Here is a 20132-nt window from a genome sequence, read left to right on the forward strand (position 1 = left end):
AACAACAACCATGAATAATCATCCAATCGTAGTCGGAATGGGCGAAGCACTGTGGGACGTGCTGCCCGAAGGAAAGAAACTGGGTGGAGCACCCGCCAACTTTGCATACCATGTATCACAATTCGGACTGGAAAGCCGTGTCGTAAGCGCAGTCGGCCAGGATAAACTGGGAGCTGAGATACTGGAAAACTTCCGTCAGAAAGAACTGTACGGACTGATAGAAACAGTACCCTACCCCACCGGTACGGTACAAGTGGAACTGGACGCTGAAGGTGTACCCTGCTATGACATCAAGGAAGGCGTGGCGTGGGATAACATTCCCTACACACAAGCCCTTGAAGGACTGGCCCACCAAACAGGTGCCGTCTGCTTCGGCTCGCTGGCACAGCGCAGCATCGTGTCGCGTCAGACCATTCACCGCTTCCTCGATGCCATGTCCGACGATGCCGATACACTCCGCATCTTCGACATCAACCTGCGTCAGAGCTTCTACACCAAAGAAATCCTATGCGACTCGTTCCGACGCTGTAATGTATTGAAAATAAACGATGAGGAGCTGGTTACAGTCAGTCGCATGTTTGGTTATCCCGGCATCGACCTCCAGGACAAGTGCTGGATTCTGCTGGCCAAGTACAACCTGAAGATGCTCATCCTGACCTGTGGCGTCAACGGCAGCTATGTCTTTACGCCGGGCAACATCTCGTTCGTCGAGACTCCCAAGGTACAGGTAGCCGACACCGTAGGTGCAGGCGACTCGTTTACCGCCGCCTTCACTGCCGCCATCCTCAGCGGCCGCTCCGTAGGTGAGGCACACAGACTGGCCGTCGACACCTCGGCCTTCGTCTGCACGCAGCAGGGTGCCATGCCCGTATTGCCCAAGTCTTTGACGGAAAGACTGGCCTAACCATACAAGTTTCATGGAATTTTCCTATCTTTGTGCACTCTAACCACAAGAAGGGAATTCCATGAAACACTTATATTGTCTGATTAACCTACTCATCCTTTGCCTGTTCCTTACTTCCTGCGAACAGGAAGAGACCCGTTACATCATCGGCGTGTCGCAATGCAGCGACGACGAATGGCGCAACCAGATGAACAAGGAAATTCTCCGGGAAGCCCTGTTCTATCCGGGAGTAGAAGTGGAAATCCGCTCGGCTGGAGATAACAACCAGCGCCAGATAGCCGACATCGAATACTTTATCCACAAAAAAGTCGACTTGATAGTCGTAGCTCCCAATGAAGCCGAAGCCATCACTCCCATCGTGGAAAAAGCCTACAGCCAAGGGATTCCTATCGTACTGGTAGACCGCAAAATCAACTCGGAACATTACACAGCCTATATCGGTGCCGACAACTATGAAATGGGACGCCAAATAGGCATCTACATTACCAGCCGCCTGCGAGGTGAAGGCAATATCGTTGAACTGACGGGACTGAAAGGTTCCACTCCGGCACGGGACCGCCACCGCGGACTGATGGACGCGCTGGCTGATGCTCCCGGCATTCATATTATAGCCCAAGCTGATGCCGGATGGTTCAGACAATCTGCCCGACATGCTTTTGACTCCATCCTCACCCAACAACCGCGCATCGATCTTGTTTTTGCCCACAACGACCGTATGGCGTCGGGGGCACACGATGCCGCGATACAGAAAGGCCGCGACAAAGACATGCTCTTCGTCGGTGTAGATGCCCTGGCTGGGAAAGGAATGGGAGTGGAAATGGTTACCGACGGCACACTCGATGCCACCTTTATCTATCCTACGGGAGGCGACCGCGTCATGCAAGTGGCCATGGACATCCTGGAAGGAAGAAACTATCCACGCGAAACTCTTCTCTCCACCGCTTTGGTAAACCGGCAAAATGCGCGTATCATGCAGATGCAGACGACGCACATCACCACCCTCGACGAAAAAATTGAAAAGCTCGACAAACAGCTGGACGCTTTTCTTCTCCGATATTCCGCCCAGCGCATGTTTCTCTATGCCTGTATTGTCATCCTGCTGCTGGTAGGAGTATTATTGGTCTTCGTCGTACGCGCCTTTTGGACCAAAAACCGACTGAACGCCGAGCTTTCCAAACAAAAGCAGCAACTGGAAGAGCAGCGCGACCAGCTTATCATGCTGTCCAGACAATTGGAAGATGCCACACATGCCAAACTGTCTTTCTTTACCAATGTGTCGCACGACTTCCGCACCCCGCTGACCCTTATTGCCGACCCGGTAGAACAACTCCAGCAAAGCCACAACCTGAACGAGCACGAACGATTCCTTCTCAACATCGTCCACAAAAATGTCACCGTACTGCTCCGCCTGATCAACCAGATACTCGATTTCCGCAAGTTCGAAGACGGGAAACTTCAGCTACGCCTCAGCCGGTTCGACCTGCGTACCTTCCTGCTGGAATGGACCGATGCTTTCCGCACGCTGTCTTTCCGCAAACACATCCACTTCCGCATCATGGCCGACGAACAGGCCGACTACACCGTGACAGCCGATGCCGAGAAACTGGAACGCATCCTCTACAACTTGCTCTCCAATGCCTTCAAGTTCACCCCCGAAAACGGCAGCATCAGTGTCAGTCTGTCCCTATTCAATAAAGACGGCGAGCCCTCTGTTCGCCTGCAAGTAACCGACACAGGTGTAGGCATGCCAGCCGAACACGTGCAACACATTTTCGACAGCTTCTACCAGATAGATGTTCACCATGCAGGCTCCGGTATCGGTCTGGCTCTGGTAAAGGCATTTGTGGAAATGCACCGCGGCACGATCCATGTAGATACCACCGTAGGACAAGGAACCTGCTTCACCATCGAAATGCCAGCCTGTCAGAAAGGCGCGCTCGCCCCCGACACCACCCGAAGTGCAGCACTGGCCAACCTGAAAGAAGGCGCCGTCCTGGCAGCCGACCAGGAAACCCTATACACGACCGACAGCGCGACCTCTCCCGAGGACAAAGAAACCGTCCTCGTGATAGACGACAACCAGGATATCCGCGACTATGTCCGCTCCGTTCTTCAGGACGAATACAATATCATAGAAGCCGCCAATGGACAGGAAGGCATCCGCATGGCCATGAAGTATGTACCCGACGTAATCATCTGCGACGTCATGATGCCCGTTATGGACGGTATGGAATGCTGCCGCCGGCTGAAATCGGAATTGCAGACCTCACACATCCCCGTCATGATGCTCACCGCCTATGCGGTAGACGAACAGAAGATAAAGGGCTATGAATGCGGTGCCGATTCCTACATATCCAAACCTTTCAGCGCCCGCCTGCTGACCGTACGCCTGCGTAACCTCATCGACAACCGCCACCGCCTGCAACAGGTATTTGCTGACGGCAGCAGCGCTTCGCTCCAGAAAGTCTCCGTAAGCGATGTAGACAAAGGGTTCCTGGAAAAACTGCGCCAGCTCATCGACCAACGTCTGTCCGACCCCAATCTCAGCGTGGAAGAACTGGGCGAACAAATCGGCTTGAGCCGAGTACAGCTCTACCGGAAGAGCAAGGCCCTCTGCGGCTATGCGCCCAATGAGCTGTTACGCATCGCCCGCCTCAAACGGGCTTCCTCATTGCTGGCCTCTACCGACAAGACAGTGGCCGAAATCACGTATGAAGTGGGATTCAGTTCTCCCTCCTACTTCACCAAATGCTACAAGGACTACTTCGGTGAAAGTCCCACCGAATTTTTGAAACGGAAAAAAGGAGATGCATAATGTAACAAAAAAAATGTAATTTTGCACCCGCAAACAGAAAGCATATCCTACAATCATGAAACTGAAAGAAATTCCCATACTGCTGCTCACCGGCTATCTGGGCAGTGGCAAAACGACTTTAGTCAACCGTATTCTGGCCAACAAACGTGGTATCCGCTTTGCAGTTATCGTCAATGATATCGGCGAAGTAAACATTGATGCCGCCCTCATCCAGAAAGGCGGTGTGGTAGGCAAGAAAGACGACAGTTTAGTGGCTTTGCAGAACGGTTGCATCTGCTGCACCCTGAAAGCCGACCTCATCGAGCAAGTATACGAACTGATGAAGCTGGAGCGGTTCGACTACATCGTCATCGAAGCCAGCGGCATCTGCGAACCCGAACCCATTGCACAAACCCTTTGCTCCATTCCCCGACTGGGCGAAGCATACACCCGTTACGGCATCTGCCGGCTGGATTGCATCGTCAGCGTCGTCGATGCCCTGAGGTTGCAAAGCGAGTTCGCCTGTGGCGACAATCTGACCCGCAAAGGTTTGGACGAAGAAGACATTGAAAACCTCATTGTCCAGCAAATCGAATTCTGCAACGTCATTCTGTTGAACAAAGCGGCTGAGGTGGCTCCAGAAGAGCTGGGACGCATCAAGAAAATCATCCGCACCCTGCAACCGTCAGCCGAAATAATCGAATGCAACTATGCGGATGTCGATTTGGACAAATTGCTGGACACCCATCTGTTCAATTTCGAACGGGCGGCAACCTCGGCCGGATGGATTCGCGAAATCGAACGGGCCGCAACCGAAGAAGAAGAGCGTGAAGCGCATGCCCACGGCAGCCATCACCACGAACACGAAGAGCATCACGACGACCATCACCACGAAGAAGGGGAAGGCCATCACCATCATCATCACGACCATGAAGGGGGTGAAGTGGAGGAATACGGCATCGGTACTTTCGTGTATTACCGTCGTCCAGCCTTCGACATCCATAAGTTCGACCGGTTCATCGCTACGCGCTGGCCGCGCAATGTCATCCGTGCCAAAGGAGTATGCTACTTCAGCCATAACCGCGACATGTCCTACCTGTTCGAACAAGCCGGCGTACAAAAGCAGTTGACCGAAGCCGGACAGTGGTATGCCACCGCTCCCGAAGAAGACCTTATCGAGCTCATGAAACAGGAACCGGGCCTCTTACGCGACTGGGACGAAAAATACGGTGACCGCATGCAGAAAATCGTATTCATCGGGCAACACCTCGACAAAGAGCAATTGGCACACGATTTGGACGAATGTCTGGAGTAAATCAAATTCCAACAAGACAAGATGACACAAAAATAGCACCTGCTCGCCCTTGATCTGGACGGCACCCTGACCAACTCGCAACAGGGTAGTACATCATAAACAGTTAAAGCAAACTTTTAAGCTGGGAAAACGAACAGTTTGCCCAGCTTAAACGAATGCTTTACCCAGCTTAAAGCAACCGTTTGTCCAGCCTAAAGCATCGCTTTCTGCAGGGCAAACAGACGATGTTCCCCCGAATGATTTCTCCTTTAGCAATCAGGCCAAACCACTAACTTGGCAGAAAGAATGTCCAATGCTTGTTTCCTCATCAAGTTTTTCCCTTATCATAGAAAAATCCTCGGCGTATTGCCTTTTTCAATCGCACGTAGAACCGGTATTCACCCCTGCGTCAGCCGTTCGTACACTTTGGGATGGAGGAAATAGCGCACGTCCTTGCCTGCCTCGACAGACTCACGGATGAAGGTGGAACTGATTTCGAGTACCGGCGAATCGACCAGACGCACACGGGGAGGCAGAGTGGAAACATCGACAGGATAACCCGAACGGGGATAAATCAAGATAGGGTTCTCGGCCAGCAAGCGTTCCGACTGGTACCAGCGGGAGAAGGAGAGCCAATTGTCCGACCCGATAATCAGGTGGAAGGTGTGCTGCGGATAGACTTCCTTCAGACGGTCGAACGTATGGATGGTATAGGAGGGCTGGGACAAATGGAATTCAAAATCAGAAGCACGGAATTTGGGATAGCCCTCTATGGCCAGCTCTACCAGTTCCAGCCGCAAGGCATCGGGCAGCAGGTCCTGCCCCACCTTGAAGGGATTGCGGGGAGTGACCAGAAACCACAATTCGTCCAACCCGCCGAATTCACAGAGGTAATTGGCCAACGCCAGATGGCCGATGTGAATGGGATTGAACGAACCGCTGAAGATGCCAATATCCATAATCGTATCAGATTTTCTTTCCCTTCAGACGAAGGAAGGCAAGCGTGCCGTTGGCAAGGGCCACTATTGCCACAAGCCCCATCGCCACCGCCGTAGTGTATTCCTCGTAGCGTATATTGGCCACCAACAGCCACACGGCACATACCAGCAAAATGATGTTGACAATCAGCAGGCTTTTGTTCATCTTGCGTGAGAATTGCTTTCCGCTATAATCTTTCGTCATGCTTTCAGAAATTGGGTGATTACTTTCAATGCTTCGGCCTTGGCCGTCTCCAGGTCGTCGTTCACAATAATCTTGTCAAACTTCGGAGCAAAGGACATCTCATAGGCGGCCTTGGCCACACGGTCCTCGATGACTTCGGGCGTATCGGTACCGCGACCTATCAGACGCTTGCGCAGCTCCTCAATCGATGGTGGCTGGATGAAGACCGACAAGGCACGGTCGCCATAAAATTTCTTGATATTGCATCCGCCCACGACGTCGACGTCGAACACCACGTTCTGTCCGGCAGCCAGCTGCTTTTCGACCTGCGACTTCAACGTGCCGTAGAAGCGGTCGTGATATACTTCCTCATATTCCAAAAACTCGCCGTCGGCTATGCGGCGACGGAATTCTTCAGGCGAAAGGAAGAAATACTCCACGCCATCGCGCTCCGTGCCACGCGGCGGACGGCTGGTGGCCGAAATGGAAAAAGCCAAGTTCAGGTTCTGCGTCAACAGATAGTTAATGATGGTCGACTTACCCGAACCTGAAGGGGCGGAAAAGATAATCAGTTTACCCATAAAAATGAAGAACTAAAAATGAAGAATGAAGAATCCTGCATTCATTTTACATTACATTCAAAACTTGCTCCTTGATTTGCTCCAGCTCGTCTTTCATCTGCACCACAATCTTCTGCATCTCGGCATGATTGGACTTGCTGCCCAAGGTATTGATTTCGCGGCCCATCTCCTGAGCAATGAAGCCCAGCTTCTTTCCCTGTCCGCTACCGTTCTCCAACGTCGTAATAAAATATTTCAAGTGATTGCCCAGGCGCTGCTTCTCTTCGTTGATGTCCAGCTTCTCGATGTAATAGATGAGTTCCTGCTCCAGGCGGTTCTTGTCATAATCCACGCTGATAGTCTTCTCCAGCGCGTCGACAATGCGTTCTTTAATCTTGCCCACACGCTCCTTTTCGTAAGGTTCTACCGTTTCGAGCAGATGGGAAATGTTGGCTATTTTCTCACGGAATTTCTTTTCAAGCGCGGCACCTTCCTGCTTGCGGAAATCCACCAGATGGTTCAGTGCCTCTTCGACAGCCGCGTGAGCCACCTGCCACTCTTCTTCACTCAGTTCCTGTGTCTCGGTCTTGGTCATTACGTCGGGCAGACGGAGCAGAGTACCGAACCAGTCTTCCGGCTCGGGAATGCCTGTGGCGGCCGAAATTTCCTTGATGCGGTGATAGTAGGCAGCCACCAGTTCCTGGTTGATGGGGGTAGCCAGCTGTTCGGCATCTTTCTTCTCTACCCAAAGGCTGAAATCCACCTTGCCACGCTCCAGCACACGGGCAATTTCGTTACGGATTTCCATCTCTTTTTCCCTGTAAATCGGTGCAATACGCGTCGACAGGTCCATCGCCTTACTGTTTAGCGACTTGATTTCAACATTTATCTTTTTATCGGGCAATTCGACAATGGCCTTGCCATATCCCGTCATCGATTGTATCATAATGCTTCTTAAGTTTTGTGCAAAATTACACGATTATTTTTAAATACTGAAAATAATCCCGTAAATTTGTCAGCTGATTTAAAGAGGTATAGAAACTATGTCATGTATCCTGCATATTGAAACATCCACTTCCGCCTGTTCGGTAGCCGTAAGCGAAGACGGGCAGGTAGTGTTCAAGAAAGAAGACCTGAACGGCCCTTCACACGCCGTTTCACTGGGAGTATTTGTAGACGAAGCCCTGTCTTTTGCCGACAGCCATGCCATGCCGCTGGATGCGGTGGCCGTCAGTTGCGGTCCGGGTTCCTATACGGGCCTGCGCATCGGTGTGTCCATGGCCAAGGGCATCTGCTACGGCCGCGACCTGAAGCTCATCGGCCTGCCAACGTTGAAGGTACAGTGCGTACCGGTGCTGCTCTACCACGACGAGCTGCCCGAAGACGCCCTGCTGTGCCCCATGATAGACGCCCGCCGCATGGAAGTGTACGCAGCCATCTACGACCGGGCCTTGAAGACCGTGCGCGACATCAGCGCCGACATTGTGGACGAAAACTCTTACCGCGAGTTTCTCGACCAGCATCCCGTCTACTTCTTCGGTGATGGCGCCGCCAAGTGCAAGGAAAAGATTACCCACCCGAACGCTCACTTTATCGACGGCATCCGCCCCCTGGCCAGCATGATGTTCCCCCTGGCCGAAAAGGCCATAGCCGAAGGAAAGTACGAGGACGTAGCCTACTTCGAGCCCTTCTATCTGAAGGAATTTGTGGCGGGGAAGCCCAAAAATCTGCTGAAAGAATAACAGACCCGATAATTTATTGAATATATGCAATATAACACCCAACAAAAGCGGATGCCCCTGCCCGAATACGGCCGCAGCATCCAGAACATGGTAGACTATGCTCTGACCATCGAAGACCGCGCCGAACGCCAGCGTTGCGCCAATACCATCATCAACATCATGGGCGGCATGTTCCCGCATCTGCGCGACTTGCCCGACTTCAAACATAAACTGTGGGACCACCTGGCCATCATGTCCGATTTCAAACTGGACATCGACTACCCGTTTGAAATCATTCCCAAGAACGACCTCGACTCCAAACCCGACCCCGTGCCCTACCCCTGCACTAAAATCCGCTACCGCCACTACGGCCGCACCTTGGAAGTGCTGATACAGAAGGCATGCGAGTTCCCCGAAGGCGACGAGAAGCAAAACTTGGTGGCCCTCATCTGTAACCACATGAAAAAGGATTACATGACGTGGAACAAGGACACGGTGGACGACCGCAAGATAGCCGACGACCTGTACGAACTGTCGGGCGGCAAGTTGCAGATGACCGACGACATCCTGAAGCTGATGGCCGAACGCATTGACTTGTATTACCGTCCGACCAAAGCCAACATGCCGAACAACAACAGCAATAACAACAACCGCAACAACAAGAAAAAGAAATATTGACCCTACACGCAGGGCCCACCCTATTCTTTTTCCATAAACCGAACCAACATGGCATCATTCATCATCGAAGGAGGACACAGGCTGGCGGGTGAGATCCATCCGCAGGGAGCCAAGAACGAGGCGCTGCAGATTATCTGCGCCACACTGCTCACCGCGGACAAAGTGACCGTACACAACGTGCCCAACATTCTGGACGTGAACAACCTGATACAGCTGATGCGCGACATGGGGGTAGAAGTCACCAAAAACGGCATTGACAGCTATACTTTCCAGGCAGCCCGCATTGACACCGCCTATCTGGAAAGCGAGGAGTTCCTGAAGAAATGCTCCAGCCTGCGTGGTTCGGTCATGCTGGTAGGGCCTATGGTCGCCCGCTTCGGACGGGCCGTCATTTCCAAACCCGGCGGCGACAAGATAGGACGCCGGCGACTGGATACCCACTTCATCGGCATACAGAACCTGGGCGCCCGCTTCCACCACAACGAAGCGGCGGGCACTTTCGACATAACGGCCGACCGCCTGAAAGGCACCTACATGCTGCTGGACGAAGCCTCCGTAACGGGTACGGCCAACATCATTATGGCCGCCGTGCTGGCCGAAGGTACGACCACCATCTACAATGCGGCCTGCGAGCCCTATGTACAGCAGCTTTGCCGCATGCTGAACCGCATGGGAGCCAAGATAACGGGCATCGCCTCGAACCTGCTCACCATCGAAGGAGTGAAGGAACTGCACGGCACGGAGCACACCATCCTGCCCGACATGATTGAAGTGGGCAGCTTCATCGGGATGGCCGCCATGACGGCCAGCGAACTGACCATCAAGGATGTCTCTTATGAGAACCTGGGGATTATTCCCCAATGTTTCCGACGTCTGGGCATCCGACTGGAACAACGGGGCGACGACATATACATACCGGCACAGGAAAGCTACGAGATAGAGTCGTTCATGGACGGATCCATCATGACCATTGCCGACGCACCCTGGCCGGGACTGACGCCCGACCTGCTGAGTGTGATGCTCGTCGTGGCCACCCAGGCCAAGGGCAGCGTACTCATCCACCAGAAGATGTTTGAAAGCCGCCTGTTCTTTGTCGACAAGCTGATTGACATGGGAGCGCAGATCATTCTCTGCGATCCTCACCGTGCCGTCGTCATCGGCCACAACCGTACCTTCCGCCTGCACGGCGGCAACATGACTTCGCCCGACATCCGTGCCGGTATTGCCCTGCTCATCGCAGCCATGAGTGCCGACGGCATCAGCCGCATCCACAACATCGAGCAGATAGACCGCGGCTATCAGGACATCGAAGGACGACTGAACGCCATCGGAGCGAGAATAACGAGAATTTGACCATTATGATTAAACGAGAAGAAGTATATAAGATAGGAATATTCAACAAGCCGCACGGCATTCATGGCGAACTGCTGTTCACCTTCACCGACGACATCTTCGACCGTGTGGAGGCCGAATACATTGTCTGCCTGCTCGACGGCATCTTCGTTCCCTTCTTCATCGAGGAATACCGTTTCCGCTCGGACACCACCGCCCTGATGAAGCTCGAAGGGGTCGATACCGCCGAACGGGCCCGCATGTTTACCAATGTGGAAGTGTGGTTCCCCGTGAAGCATGCCGATGAGGCCGAACCCGAAGAACTGACCTGGAACTACTTCGTAGGTTTCCGCATGGAGGAAATCCATCACGGCTATCTGGGCGACGTGACAGAAGTGGACACTTCGACCCTCAACACGCTGTTTGTCGTAGATCACAACGGTGAAGAGCTGCTGATACCCGCCCAGGAAGAGTTCATCACCGATATTGACCAGAAGCATAAGGTCATCACCGTCAGCCTGCCTGCCGGCCTGGTAAACCTTGACGAAGCGGAAGACGAATAATCCATTCTTAACCCCACCAAGATTCATGCAGACGAAAAAGAGGAAAAAAAGCAAAGCGTTCTGGAACAACATCAAGTTCAAGTACAAGCTGACCATCGTCAACGAGAATACGCTGGAAGAGGTGGTAGGCCTGCACGTGTCCAAGCTGAACGGCATCTCCGTACTTCTGTCCGTACTGACCGTTCTGTTTGTGATAGCCTCGCTCATCGTGGCCTTCACCCCGCTGCGCAACTATCTGCCGGGCTACATGAACAGCGAAATACGTGCCCAGGTGGTAGACAATGCCCTGCGCGTGGACTCTCTCCAGCGACTGGTAGAGAGGCAGAACCTGTACATCATGAACATCCAAGACATCTTCCGCGGCGAGGTCAAGGCCGACACCATCCAGTCCATCGACTCGCTGACCACCCTGCGCCAGGATTCTCTGATGGAACGCACCCAACGCGAAGAAGAATTCCGCAAGCAATACGAGGAAAAGGAAAAATACAACCTGACCAACGTTGCCACCGGACCAACCGAAGGGCTGAACTTCTACTGCCCCACACGCGGCATCGTATCGTCTTCCTTCAACCCCGAACAGCGGCATTACGGAACGGATATTGCCGCCACTCCCGGCGAAAGCATACTGGCCACTCTGGACGGTACCGTCATCCTGAGCGCCTACACTGCCGAGACAGGCTACATCATTCAGGTGCAGCACAGTCAGGACCTCGTGTCCATCTACAAGCACTGCGGTTCCCTGCTCAAGAAAGAAGGCGACACGGTGAAGGCCGGAGAAGCCATCGCCCTGGTGGGCAACACGGGACAGCTGACTACCGGCCCACACCTGCACTTTGAGCTGTGGTACCGCGGAAGAGCCATCAACCCCGAAATTCATATAGTATTCTAAATAAAACGATATATCATGAAGAAACAGATAGCCATACTCGGTTCTACCGGTTCCATCGGAACACAGGCCCTGCAAGTCATTGAGGAGCATCCCGACAAGTACGAAGCCTATGTGCTGACAGCCAACAACCGTGTGGATGAACTCATCGCCCAAGCACGTCGGTTCATGCCTGAGGCTGTGGTCATCGCCAACGAAGAAAAATACCCCAAACTGAAAGAGGCTCTGGCCGACCTGCCCATCAAAGTCTATGCCGGCGAAGAAGCCATCTGCCAGATTGTACAGGAGAAACCGGTCGACATCGTGCTGACGGCCATGGTAGGTTACGCCGGCCTCCGCCCCACCATCCATGCCATCCGTGCCCGGAAGACCATCGCCCTGGCCAACAAGGAAACGCTGGTTGTAGCTGGTGACCTCATCAACGACCTAGCCCGTGTCAACGGTACTCCCATCCTGCCCGTCGACTCCGAACACTCGGCCGTGTTCCAGTGCCTGGCCGGCGAAGCAGGCAATCCCATTGAGAAAGTCATCCTCACTGCTTCGGGAGGTCCCTTCCGCACCTTCAGCCACGAACAACTGAAGACGGTGACCAAGGAACAGGCCCTGCGCCATCCCAACTGGGACATGGGAGCCAAAATTACCATCGACTCCGCCTCGATGATGAACAAAGGCTTCGAGGTAATAGAGGCCAAATGGCTCTTCGGTGTACGGCCCGACCAGATAGAAGTGGTGGTACATCCGCAATCGGTCATCCACAGCATGGTACAGTTCGAAGACGGTGCCGTAAAGGCTCAGCTCGGTATGCCCGACATGCGTCTGCCCATCCAGTACGCGTTCTCTTATCCCGACCGCCTGCATGCCTCGTTCCCGCGGCTGGACTTCAGCAAGTGCACGCAGCTCACCTTCGAGCAACCCGACACCGAACGCTTCCGAAACCTGGCGCTGGCTTACGAAGCCCTTCACCGCGGTGGAAACATGCCTTGCATCGTCAATGCCGCCAACGAAGTCTGTGTGGCCGCCTTCCTGCACGACCGCATCTCCTTCCTCGGCATGAGCGACGTCATCGAAAAAACGATGGGACGTGTATCCTTCATCCAGAAACCCACCTACGAAGACTATGTGGCAACGGATGCCGAAGCGCGCCGTATAGCAGAAAGTCTGATAAATAAATAATTGGAAAGTAAAAATTGATAATTTATAGTTGAATAAATAATGGAAACATTCTTGATTCGTGCCCTGCAACTCATCATGAGCCTCTCGCTGCTCGTCGTCATACACGAAATGGGGCACTTCCTCTTCGCCCGTCTCTTCAAGACCCGGGTTGAAAAGTTCTGTCTATTCTTTGACCCTTGGTTCACGCTGTTCAAGTTCAAGCCCAAGAACAGCGAAACGGAATATGGCATCGGCTGGCTGCCCCTGGGTGGCTATGTCAAGATTGCCGGCATGATAGACGAGTCGATGGACACCGAACAGATGAAACAACCTGTACAGCCGTGGGAATTCCGGGCCAAACCGGCCTGGCAGCGTCTGCTCATCATGGTGGGCGGCGTACTGTTCAACTTCCTGCTGGCTCTGTTCATCTACTCCATGATTCTCTTTGCCTGGGGCGACTCCTACATTCCCGTGCAGAAGGCACCGCTCGGCATGGACTTCAACGAAAGCATGCACCAGGCCGGCTTCCGCGACGGCGACGTACTGCTCTCGGCCGACGGCGTACCCTTCGAACGCATGGGCGGTGACCTGCTGACATCCATTGTCGATGCCCGTCAGGTCAGTGTCCTGCGCGACGGCAAACCGGCCTCGGTCTACATTCCCGAAGGGCTGATGGACCGTCTGCTGGCCGACAGTGCCCGCTTTGCCGACTTCCGTTACCCGTTCGTCATCGACAGCATCGTAGCCGGACGCCCTGCCGCACTGGCCGGTCTCCAGTCGGGCGACAGCATCACGCAGCTGGACGGGCGCAACATCGCCTACTTTGACTTCAAGGAAGAAATGCTGAAACGCCAGAAAGACGGTCAGGCTTCACACGATATCCGCCTGACTTACGTCCGCAACGGCGTCACCGATACCCTCAGCATAGCCACCGACTCGCTCTACGAAATCGGTGTCACTGCCGATATGCGCACCGCCCGCCTGCTCCCCATCGTGAAGAAGGAATACAGCTTCTTTTCTTCGTTCCCTGCCGGCGTCACACTGGGCGTGAACACACTCAAGGGCTACGTCAACCAAATGAAATACCTCTTCTCCAAGGAGGGCGCCAAGCAGCTGGGCGGCTTCGGCACCATCGGCAGCATCTTCCCCGCCACGTGGGACTGGCACCAGTTCTGGTACATGACGGCCTTCCTCTCCATCATCCTGGCCTTCATGAACATCCTGCCCATCCCCGCCCTGGACGGCGGCCATGTACTGTTCCTCATCTACGAGATTGTGGCACGCCGCAAGCCCAGCGACAAGTTCATGGAGCGTGCGCAGATGGTGGGCATGTTCCTGCTCTTCGCCCTGCTCATCTGGGCCAACCTGAACGATGTGCTGAGGTTCATCTTCTAAGAAAATCATAACACAAACCGTTTATCCTATATCTACATATCCAGTAGCTCCCTGAATGGATACACGGAGAATTTTCTATGAAACTACAAGCGACACGGGCTTGTACGGACTGATTGAGTCAGTGAACGTACTCGTCTATGTCGCTTGTACTTTTTTTGCATATTCCATATAAAAATTATACTTTAGCACGCTGATAAGGCAACAGAGAAAATGCAAAAAATTGTCCTACCAAAAACAAACGATATGAAAAAGACAACTGCTACACTGGCCGCCGCCCTGCTGTGCGGAATGACGGCCCTGCAGGCCCAGTCGTGGAAGGCCTATGAACGGACGGCCTTGCAGGACGAGGCTTACGCCCGACACGATTGTGTCAACCTGCTGGACAGCACCAGCGTCACGGTACAACCCAGCGGACAAGGTTCGTTCGCCGTGTGCCGCGCCGTCAAGGTGCAGACACCTGCCGGCGCCCTGCGCCAGCGTGTGCTGAAGTACGACTACGACCCGCTGACGGCTGCCGCCCGCTTCCGTCGGGTGACCGTCCACCATGCCGACGGCACGAAGACCGAGGTGGACGTATCGAAAACCCTGGACTATGCCGCACCCGCCCGTGCCATCTACTGGGGCGCCCGTCAGATTATGATTGAGTTGGGACAGCTGAAGCCCGGCGACGTCATCGACTACGAGATAGACAAGAAGGGATTCACCTACGCCCTGCTGGCCGACATGCCGCAGGAGGATGACGATTCACGCTTCATCCCGCCCATGCGCGGCCAGTTCTACGACATCGTGCCTTTCTGGAGCGGCGACCCGACGGTGCGCAAGGTCTATCGCGTCAGCCTGCCCGGCGACAAGGACATGCAGTTCCAGTTCTATCAGGGCAGCTGCACGTCGTCCCTGCGCTACGAGGACGGACGAAAGGTCTATACCTTCGCCTCGGACGGCCTGATGCCTTTCCGGCGCGAACCGAACATGGTGGACTTCTACGACGCCGCTCCCAAGCTGATGATGTCCACCACTGCCGACTGGCGTGACAAGTCGCGCTGGTTCTACGGCGTCAACGAAGACTATGGCAGCTTCACCGCTATCCCCGAAGCCCAGCGCAAGGTGGACGAACTGATACGCGGCAAGAAGACTGATATGGAAAAGATAGCCGTGCTGACCCACTGGGTGGCCGACAACATCCGCTATGCCGGCATCACCATGGGCAAGGGCGAAGGCTTCACCCTGCACAACCTGAAGATGAACTATACCGACCGCTGCGGCGTGTGCAAGGACATTGCCGGCACACTCATCGCCTTCCTGCGCATGGCAGGCTTCGAAGCCTATCCGGCCATGACGATGGCAGGCAGCCGCGTAGAAACCATCCCCGCCGACCACTTCAACCACTGCGTGGCCGTGGTACGCCTGCAGGACGGCACGCTGATGCCCCTCGACCCCACGTGGGTGCCCTTCTGCCGCGAGCTGTGGAGCAGCGCCGAACAGCAGCAGAACTACCTGCCCGGCACGCCCGAAGGCACCGACCTCTGCCTGACACCCGTTTCCGCTCCCGAGAACCACTACGTCCGCATCCACGCCGACAACCGACTTGCCGACAACGGCACTCTGCGAGGCAGCTTCACCATCGAAGCCGAAGGACAGAGCGACAGCAACATCCGCCGCATCTTCACCACCGGCTTCCAGACCGAATGGCAGAACACCATGGAACGACAACTGCTGAACGTTTCGCCCAAGGCTCGCCTCCTCAGCGTGGACTACGGCCGTAACCCGAAAGACTATCAGAAGGCACCCATCCGCATCACCTTCCGCTACGAGATACCCGGCTATGCCCTGGCAGGCGACGGAGGCGAGATGGTCTTCAAGCCCTTCGTGCTGAACAACCTCTATACGCAAGTGATGTCCTACCTGCGCATCGACACCAGCCTGGAGACTCGACAGTATGGCTTCAAGGACGGCTGTTCGCGCCTGGTGGAACTGGACGAAACGCTTCGTCTGCCCTCGGGCTACCAGCTGGCAGGCCAGCCCCGCCATGACAATCTCAGCGGACAGGCAGCCGACTTCGACGGTTCCATCGCCCAGGAAGGCAACCGGCTGACAGTAAAGACCCGCCTCGCCCTGAAGAAGCGCGTCTATGAGGCTGAAGACTGGGACAGCTTCCGCCAGGCTGTGAATACCGCCAAGAGCTACGGCCAGTACCTCGTCGTAAAGAAATAAAACCGATTCGTCGAACACTCAAAACAGAACTGAAGAAGAATGAAAACAATCCAACTCTATATAGGTGTACTTGCCTTGCTCCTGTCCACGGCCCTCACCGCGCAGGCTGCTCCCGAGGCACGCTTCGGCAAGTTGTCGAAGACCTATACCCTGCATGCCGACGGCAGTCAGGAACTCCGCGTGCAGAAAGAACTGACCCTCTACACCCACGCCGCCATGAACAGCCTCTACGGCGAAACGTTCATCGTCTACGATCCGCAATACCAGCAATTGGAGATACACGATTCATATACACGACAGAAGGACGGTACCATCGTCCGTACGCCCGCCAACGCCTTTGTCGAGGTGCTGCCCTCAGCCGCCGCCAACGCTCCGGCCTACAACCAACTGAAAGAGATGGTCGTCGTACATACCGGCCTGGAACTGGGTGCCACCATCTGCTTGGACTACTCCATCAAGAGTCAGGCAGGTTACTTGACTGAACTGGACATCTGTTGTCCGATCAAAGAGCTGTCACCCATCGACGAATTCACTTGTCGCATCGAGGTGCCCGAAGGCAAGACCCTTCACTACGAATTGCTGAACGCCTCCATCCGTCCGGCAGAAACGCATCAGGACGGCATGAAGATACTGACGTGGAGCCTGAAAAACGTAGAGCCGCGCCCCTACTCCTATCCCTCGCTGCGCGGCAGTCTGGGCATGGTACAGCAGGTGGCCTCCGGCATGATGCCTGTTATCGTGGCCTCTACCTGGACAAGCCATGCCGACGCACTGAAGTCGCTCGCCCGTCAGTTTGTCGCAGGCGACCGTACCGTCATCGATGCCAAGCTGGCTGAGCTGAAGCAAGAAGCGCAAAAGGACAGCACCGACCTGCAAAGCGCCATTGCCACCTACATGGACAGGCTGTACCGCTCCGGCCAGTGCAAGGTGTCGCTCAGTGAAGCGGGCTACCGCCTGCGTCCGGCCTCGGAAGTCATCCGCAGCGCCTACGGCACACAGGCTGAGCTGATCAATCTGGATGCTACCCTGCAGCAGGCAGCCGGACTGAAGGCCGAAGTGGCCGTCTGTGCCCTCCGTCCTTCGGAAGCAGACAACTGTGGACTGGGAACCATCGTATCGGTCGTGGCTATATCAGATGTCACCCCAAAAGGCGTAACGCTACAAGATAAGGAGGAAGCCCGGCTACAAGGCTACATGACGGTAACCGACCTCCAGGCACAACCCCTGGAACTGCCTCTTGGCAATGCCCAGGATATTCAGAAAGACAGACTGGAGGTAAACACAGACAACTCGCAGACGCTACCCGACGGATGGAAGGTTGTCAGTCTGAAGCCGGTATCAACCGCCCTGCCGCTCTACGCCTATGCCGCCAACACCGGCATCCGTGAGAACATTCTGCTCCCGCAGACGCTGGAAGTGACCTGCGAAACGCTGGTGAAGCTGCCCGAAGGTACCGCCTGGAGTCCGAAAGCCGACAAGGTACTGACTAACCGGTGCGGCAAGGTGTCGTTCACCTACCGCCCCAGCGCAGACGGTGTGACCGTGACCCGCAGCCTCAGCATCACGCAACAACGGCTTACGCCCCAAACCTACGGCGACTTCTATGCCCTGATGGCCGAATGGCGCGACACGAACAACCACACCCTGCTGCTGAAGCCGGCGAGATAAGGACCAGACAAAACGAGGGCGCGTCCAGTCAGGACGCGCCCTCGCTGTTATCAGATATATAGGTATGATTATACCAAGTGGGAGATCCATTCCTCGCGGTCGCCCGGCAGCAGGTCGATGACAGGGATTTCAATCATCGTGTAGCAGCCCGGCTGCTGGCGCATCGAAGCACGTGCCACGCATACCAATACCTGAGCCGTCAGGGCCGGATTGTTGATACGCATGTTGAACTCGAACAGCTGATTCTGCGTCTTTCCCGAAACGCCCTTACGGGTGAGGTTCACACCGTGACCCATGTCAAGCAGTGCATCTACGCTGGGCACGAGTTTCACGTGTGTCTCATCGTTCACGAAGTAGGGATCGGCCTTGATGGCGGCAGCCACCTTGTCGAAGTCGTAGCCATCCTTCAGTTCGATGTACACCATACGGCGATGGATGCCCGTACCGGTGGGGATAGTCATGGAGAGGGCAGCCTTGACACCTTCCACAGCCTTGACGGCTACGGTGTGGCCCATGCTCATGCCCGGACCGAAGTTGGTATAGGTGATGCCTTTCGGGGCAATGGCCTCCAGCAAAGTGCGTACTACGGAGTCACTTCCCGGATCCCAGCCGGCGGAAATGATGGACACCGTGTTGTGAGCCTTTGCCTCGGCGTCCAGCGTGCGGCGCAGGTCGGCAATGCCGGTATGGATGTCAAAACTGTCTACCGTGTGGATACCCAAGGCCAAAATCTCCTTGGCATACTTCTCCACGCTGCGGGTGGGCGTACAGAGGATGGCCACGTCCACACCTTCCAGCTCCTTGATGTCCTTCACTACAGGGTAGTCGTTCAGTTCAGCCGGACGGTTCTCGGCTCCTGCGCGGCGTACGACACCGGCAATCTCGAAATCAGGCGCAGCCTGTAAAGCCTGGAGCACATAGTGCCCGATATTGCCATAACCAACGATGGCAGCTCTTACTTTTTTCATACTTTTATTGATTTTAGTTATCAGTTATCTATTTAGCGGGCACAAAAATACACATTTTTCATTGAATTTCGGCATAAACCCACACAATCTTCCATTTCCTTTTTTCTTTATTAAGCTATTTTATAGACGGAGGATATTTCGTACATTTGCACCGGACATGGGTTTCACTCCATCTGCCATTGACCATTAACCATTACTACCGCATCCCAATAAAGAACTGAAAACTTATGATAGAATACCTCCGGGGCGAACTGGCCGAACTCAGTCCGGCAGCCGCCGTCATCGACTGCAACGGTGTGGGCTACCTGGCCAGCATCTCGCTCAACACCTATTCGGCCATCCAGGGCAAGAAGTCCTGCAAGCTCTACATCTACGAAGCCGTCCGCGAAGACGCCTACCAGCTCTACGGCTTTGCCGACAAGCAGGAGCGCGAACTCTTCCTGCTGCTCATCTCCGTGTCGGGCATCGGTGGAAACACCGCCCGCACGATACTCTCGGCCCTGTCCTCCGCCGAACTTATCAACATCATCAGTACGGAGAACGCCAGCCTGCTGAAGACGGTGAAAGGCATCGGTCTGAAGACAGCCCAGCGCATCATCGTGGACCTGAAGGACAAAATCAAGACGGGAGCCGTGGCGGCTGCCATGGGCAGCGAACCGGGCCTTCCGCTCCAAGCCGCTACCAGCAGCGAGGTGATGGACGAAGCCGTAGCCGCCCTCACCATGCTGGGCTTTGCCCAGGCCGCCTCACAGAAAGTGGTGCTGGCCATCCTGAAGGAAACACCCGACGCCCCGGTGGAGCAGGTCATCAAGCTGGCCTTAAAAAGACTTTAAAACAGATTCCCA

General features: G+C 54.8%; 18 protein-coding genes. 13 read left to right on the top strand and 5 right to left on the bottom strand.

Annotated features, from left to right (window positions below):
- Positions 1–10: 10 nt before the first annotated feature.
- The 3 genes from BQ7483_RS06495 (at position 11) to BQ7483_RS06505 (ending at position 5013) form a co-directional block, all read left to right on the top strand.
- A complete protein-coding gene (locus tag BQ7483_RS06495) occupies positions 11–904 on the top strand; it encodes a carbohydrate kinase family protein (RefSeq protein WP_072545290.1) in 894 nt (297 codons plus the stop codon).
- A gap of 61 nt (positions 905–965) precedes the next feature.
- Positions 966–3719 carry a hybrid sensor histidine kinase/response regulator transcription factor gene (locus BQ7483_RS06500; protein ID WP_072545291.1) on the top strand — a complete coding sequence of 918 codons (2754 nt, stop codon included), beginning with the start codon at positions 966–968 and terminating at the stop codon, positions 3717–3719.
- A gap of 55 nt (positions 3720–3774) precedes the next feature.
- Positions 3775–5013 (top strand): GTP-binding protein, encoded by a 1239-nt coding sequence (locus BQ7483_RS06505; RefSeq protein WP_072545292.1) that lies wholly within the window; start codon positions 3775–3777, stop codon positions 5011–5013.
- Between the two features lie 377 nt (positions 5014–5390).
- On the opposite strand, the gene nadD is transcribed toward BQ7483_RS06505, so the two are convergent.
- Genes nadD through BQ7483_RS06525 form a run of 4 tightly spaced genes read right to left on the bottom strand, consistent with a single transcriptional unit; the run spans position 5391 to position 7659 of the window.
- Positions 5391–5951 (bottom strand): nicotinate (nicotinamide) nucleotide adenylyltransferase, encoded by a 561-nt coding sequence (gene nadD, locus BQ7483_RS06510; RefSeq protein WP_072545293.1) that lies wholly within the window; start codon positions 5949–5951, stop codon positions 5391–5393.
- 7 nt (positions 5952–5958) lie between these two features.
- Positions 5959–6174 carry a hypothetical protein gene (locus tag BQ7483_RS06515; protein ID WP_022020452.1) on the bottom strand — a complete coding sequence of 72 codons (216 nt, stop codon included), beginning with the start codon at positions 6172–6174 and terminating at the stop codon, positions 5959–5961.
- The gene (gene gmk, locus BQ7483_RS06520; protein ID WP_022020451.1) at positions 6171–6734 is read right to left on the bottom strand and encodes a guanylate kinase; all 564 of its coding nucleotides are present in this window, start codon (positions 6732–6734) and stop codon (positions 6171–6173) included. Before gmk ends, BQ7483_RS06515 begins: the two co-directional genes overlap by 4 nt.
- A gap of 46 nt (positions 6735–6780) precedes the next feature.
- Positions 6781–7659: a YicC/YloC family endoribonuclease gene (locus tag BQ7483_RS06525; RefSeq protein ID WP_022020450.1), complete on the bottom strand. Its 879-nt coding sequence runs from the start codon at positions 7657–7659 to the stop codon at positions 6781–6783.
- 97 nt (positions 7660–7756) lie between these two features.
- On the opposite strand from BQ7483_RS06525, the gene tsaB reads away from it, so the two are divergent.
- From tsaB to BQ7483_RS06570, 9 genes are all read left to right on the top strand, one after another.
- Positions 7757–8455 carry a tRNA (adenosine(37)-N6)-threonylcarbamoyltransferase complex dimerization subunit type 1 TsaB gene (tsaB, locus tag BQ7483_RS06530; RefSeq protein WP_072545294.1) on the top strand — a complete coding sequence of 233 codons (699 nt, stop codon included), beginning with the start codon at positions 7757–7759 and terminating at the stop codon, positions 8453–8455.
- Positions 8456–8479: 24 nt separating this feature from the next.
- Entirely contained in the window at positions 8480–9112 is a 633-nt protein-coding gene (locus BQ7483_RS06535) for a DUF4290 domain-containing protein (protein WP_022020448.1), read from the top strand.
- 48 nt (positions 9113–9160) lie between these two features.
- Positions 9161–10465 carry a UDP-N-acetylglucosamine 1-carboxyvinyltransferase gene (murA, locus tag BQ7483_RS06540; protein WP_022020447.1) on the top strand — a complete coding sequence of 435 codons (1305 nt, stop codon included), beginning with the start codon at positions 9161–9163 and terminating at the stop codon, positions 10463–10465.
- A 5-nt stretch (positions 10466–10470) separates the two neighbouring features.
- On the top strand, positions 10471–11007 hold the full coding sequence (rimM, locus tag BQ7483_RS06545) for a ribosome maturation factor RimM (protein ID WP_072545461.1): 537 nt from the start codon (positions 10471–10473) through the stop codon (positions 11005–11007).
- Positions 11008–11032: 25 nt separating this feature from the next.
- Entirely contained in the window at positions 11033–11896 is an 864-nt protein-coding gene (locus BQ7483_RS06550) for a M23 family metallopeptidase (protein WP_072545295.1), read from the top strand.
- A gap of 15 nt (positions 11897–11911) precedes the next feature.
- Entirely contained in the window at positions 11912–13066 is a 1155-nt protein-coding gene (locus BQ7483_RS06555; protein ID WP_072545296.1) for a 1-deoxy-D-xylulose-5-phosphate reductoisomerase, read from the top strand.
- A 39-nt stretch (positions 13067–13105) separates the two neighbouring features.
- Entirely contained in the window at positions 13106–14440 is a 1335-nt protein-coding gene (gene rseP / locus BQ7483_RS06560) for an RIP metalloprotease RseP (RefSeq protein ID WP_072545297.1), read from the top strand.
- Positions 14441–14728: 288 nt separating this feature from the next.
- Positions 14729–16651: a DUF3857 domain-containing protein gene (locus tag BQ7483_RS06565; RefSeq protein ID WP_072545462.1), complete on the top strand. Its 1923-nt coding sequence runs from the start codon at positions 14729–14731 to the stop codon at positions 16649–16651.
- Between the two features lie 39 nt (positions 16652–16690).
- Positions 16691–18319, top strand: a complete 1629-nt coding sequence (locus BQ7483_RS06570) for a DUF3857 domain-containing protein (RefSeq protein WP_072545298.1) — start codon at positions 16691–16693, stop codon at positions 18317–18319.
- Positions 18320–18387: 68 nt separating this feature from the next.
- On the opposite strand, the gene BQ7483_RS06575 is transcribed toward BQ7483_RS06570, so the two are convergent.
- The gene (locus BQ7483_RS06575) at positions 18388–19287 is read right to left on the bottom strand and encodes a diaminopimelate dehydrogenase (RefSeq protein ID WP_022020434.1); all 900 of its coding nucleotides are present in this window, start codon (positions 19285–19287) and stop codon (positions 18388–18390) included.
- Positions 19288–19514: 227 nt separating this feature from the next.
- On the opposite strand from BQ7483_RS06575, the gene ruvA reads away from it, so the two are divergent.
- Complete coding sequence (ruvA, locus tag BQ7483_RS06580; RefSeq protein WP_022020433.1) at positions 19515–20120, top strand: Holliday junction branch migration protein RuvA; 606 nt, start codon at positions 19515–19517, stop codon at positions 20118–20120.
- Positions 20121–20132 lie beyond the last annotated feature (12 nt).

Origin of the sequence: Mediterranea massiliensis (assembly GCF_900128475.1) — a bacterium.
In the GTDB taxonomy this organism is placed as follows: domain Bacteria; phylum Bacteroidota; class Bacteroidia; order Bacteroidales; family Bacteroidaceae; genus Bacteroides; species Bacteroides massiliensis_E.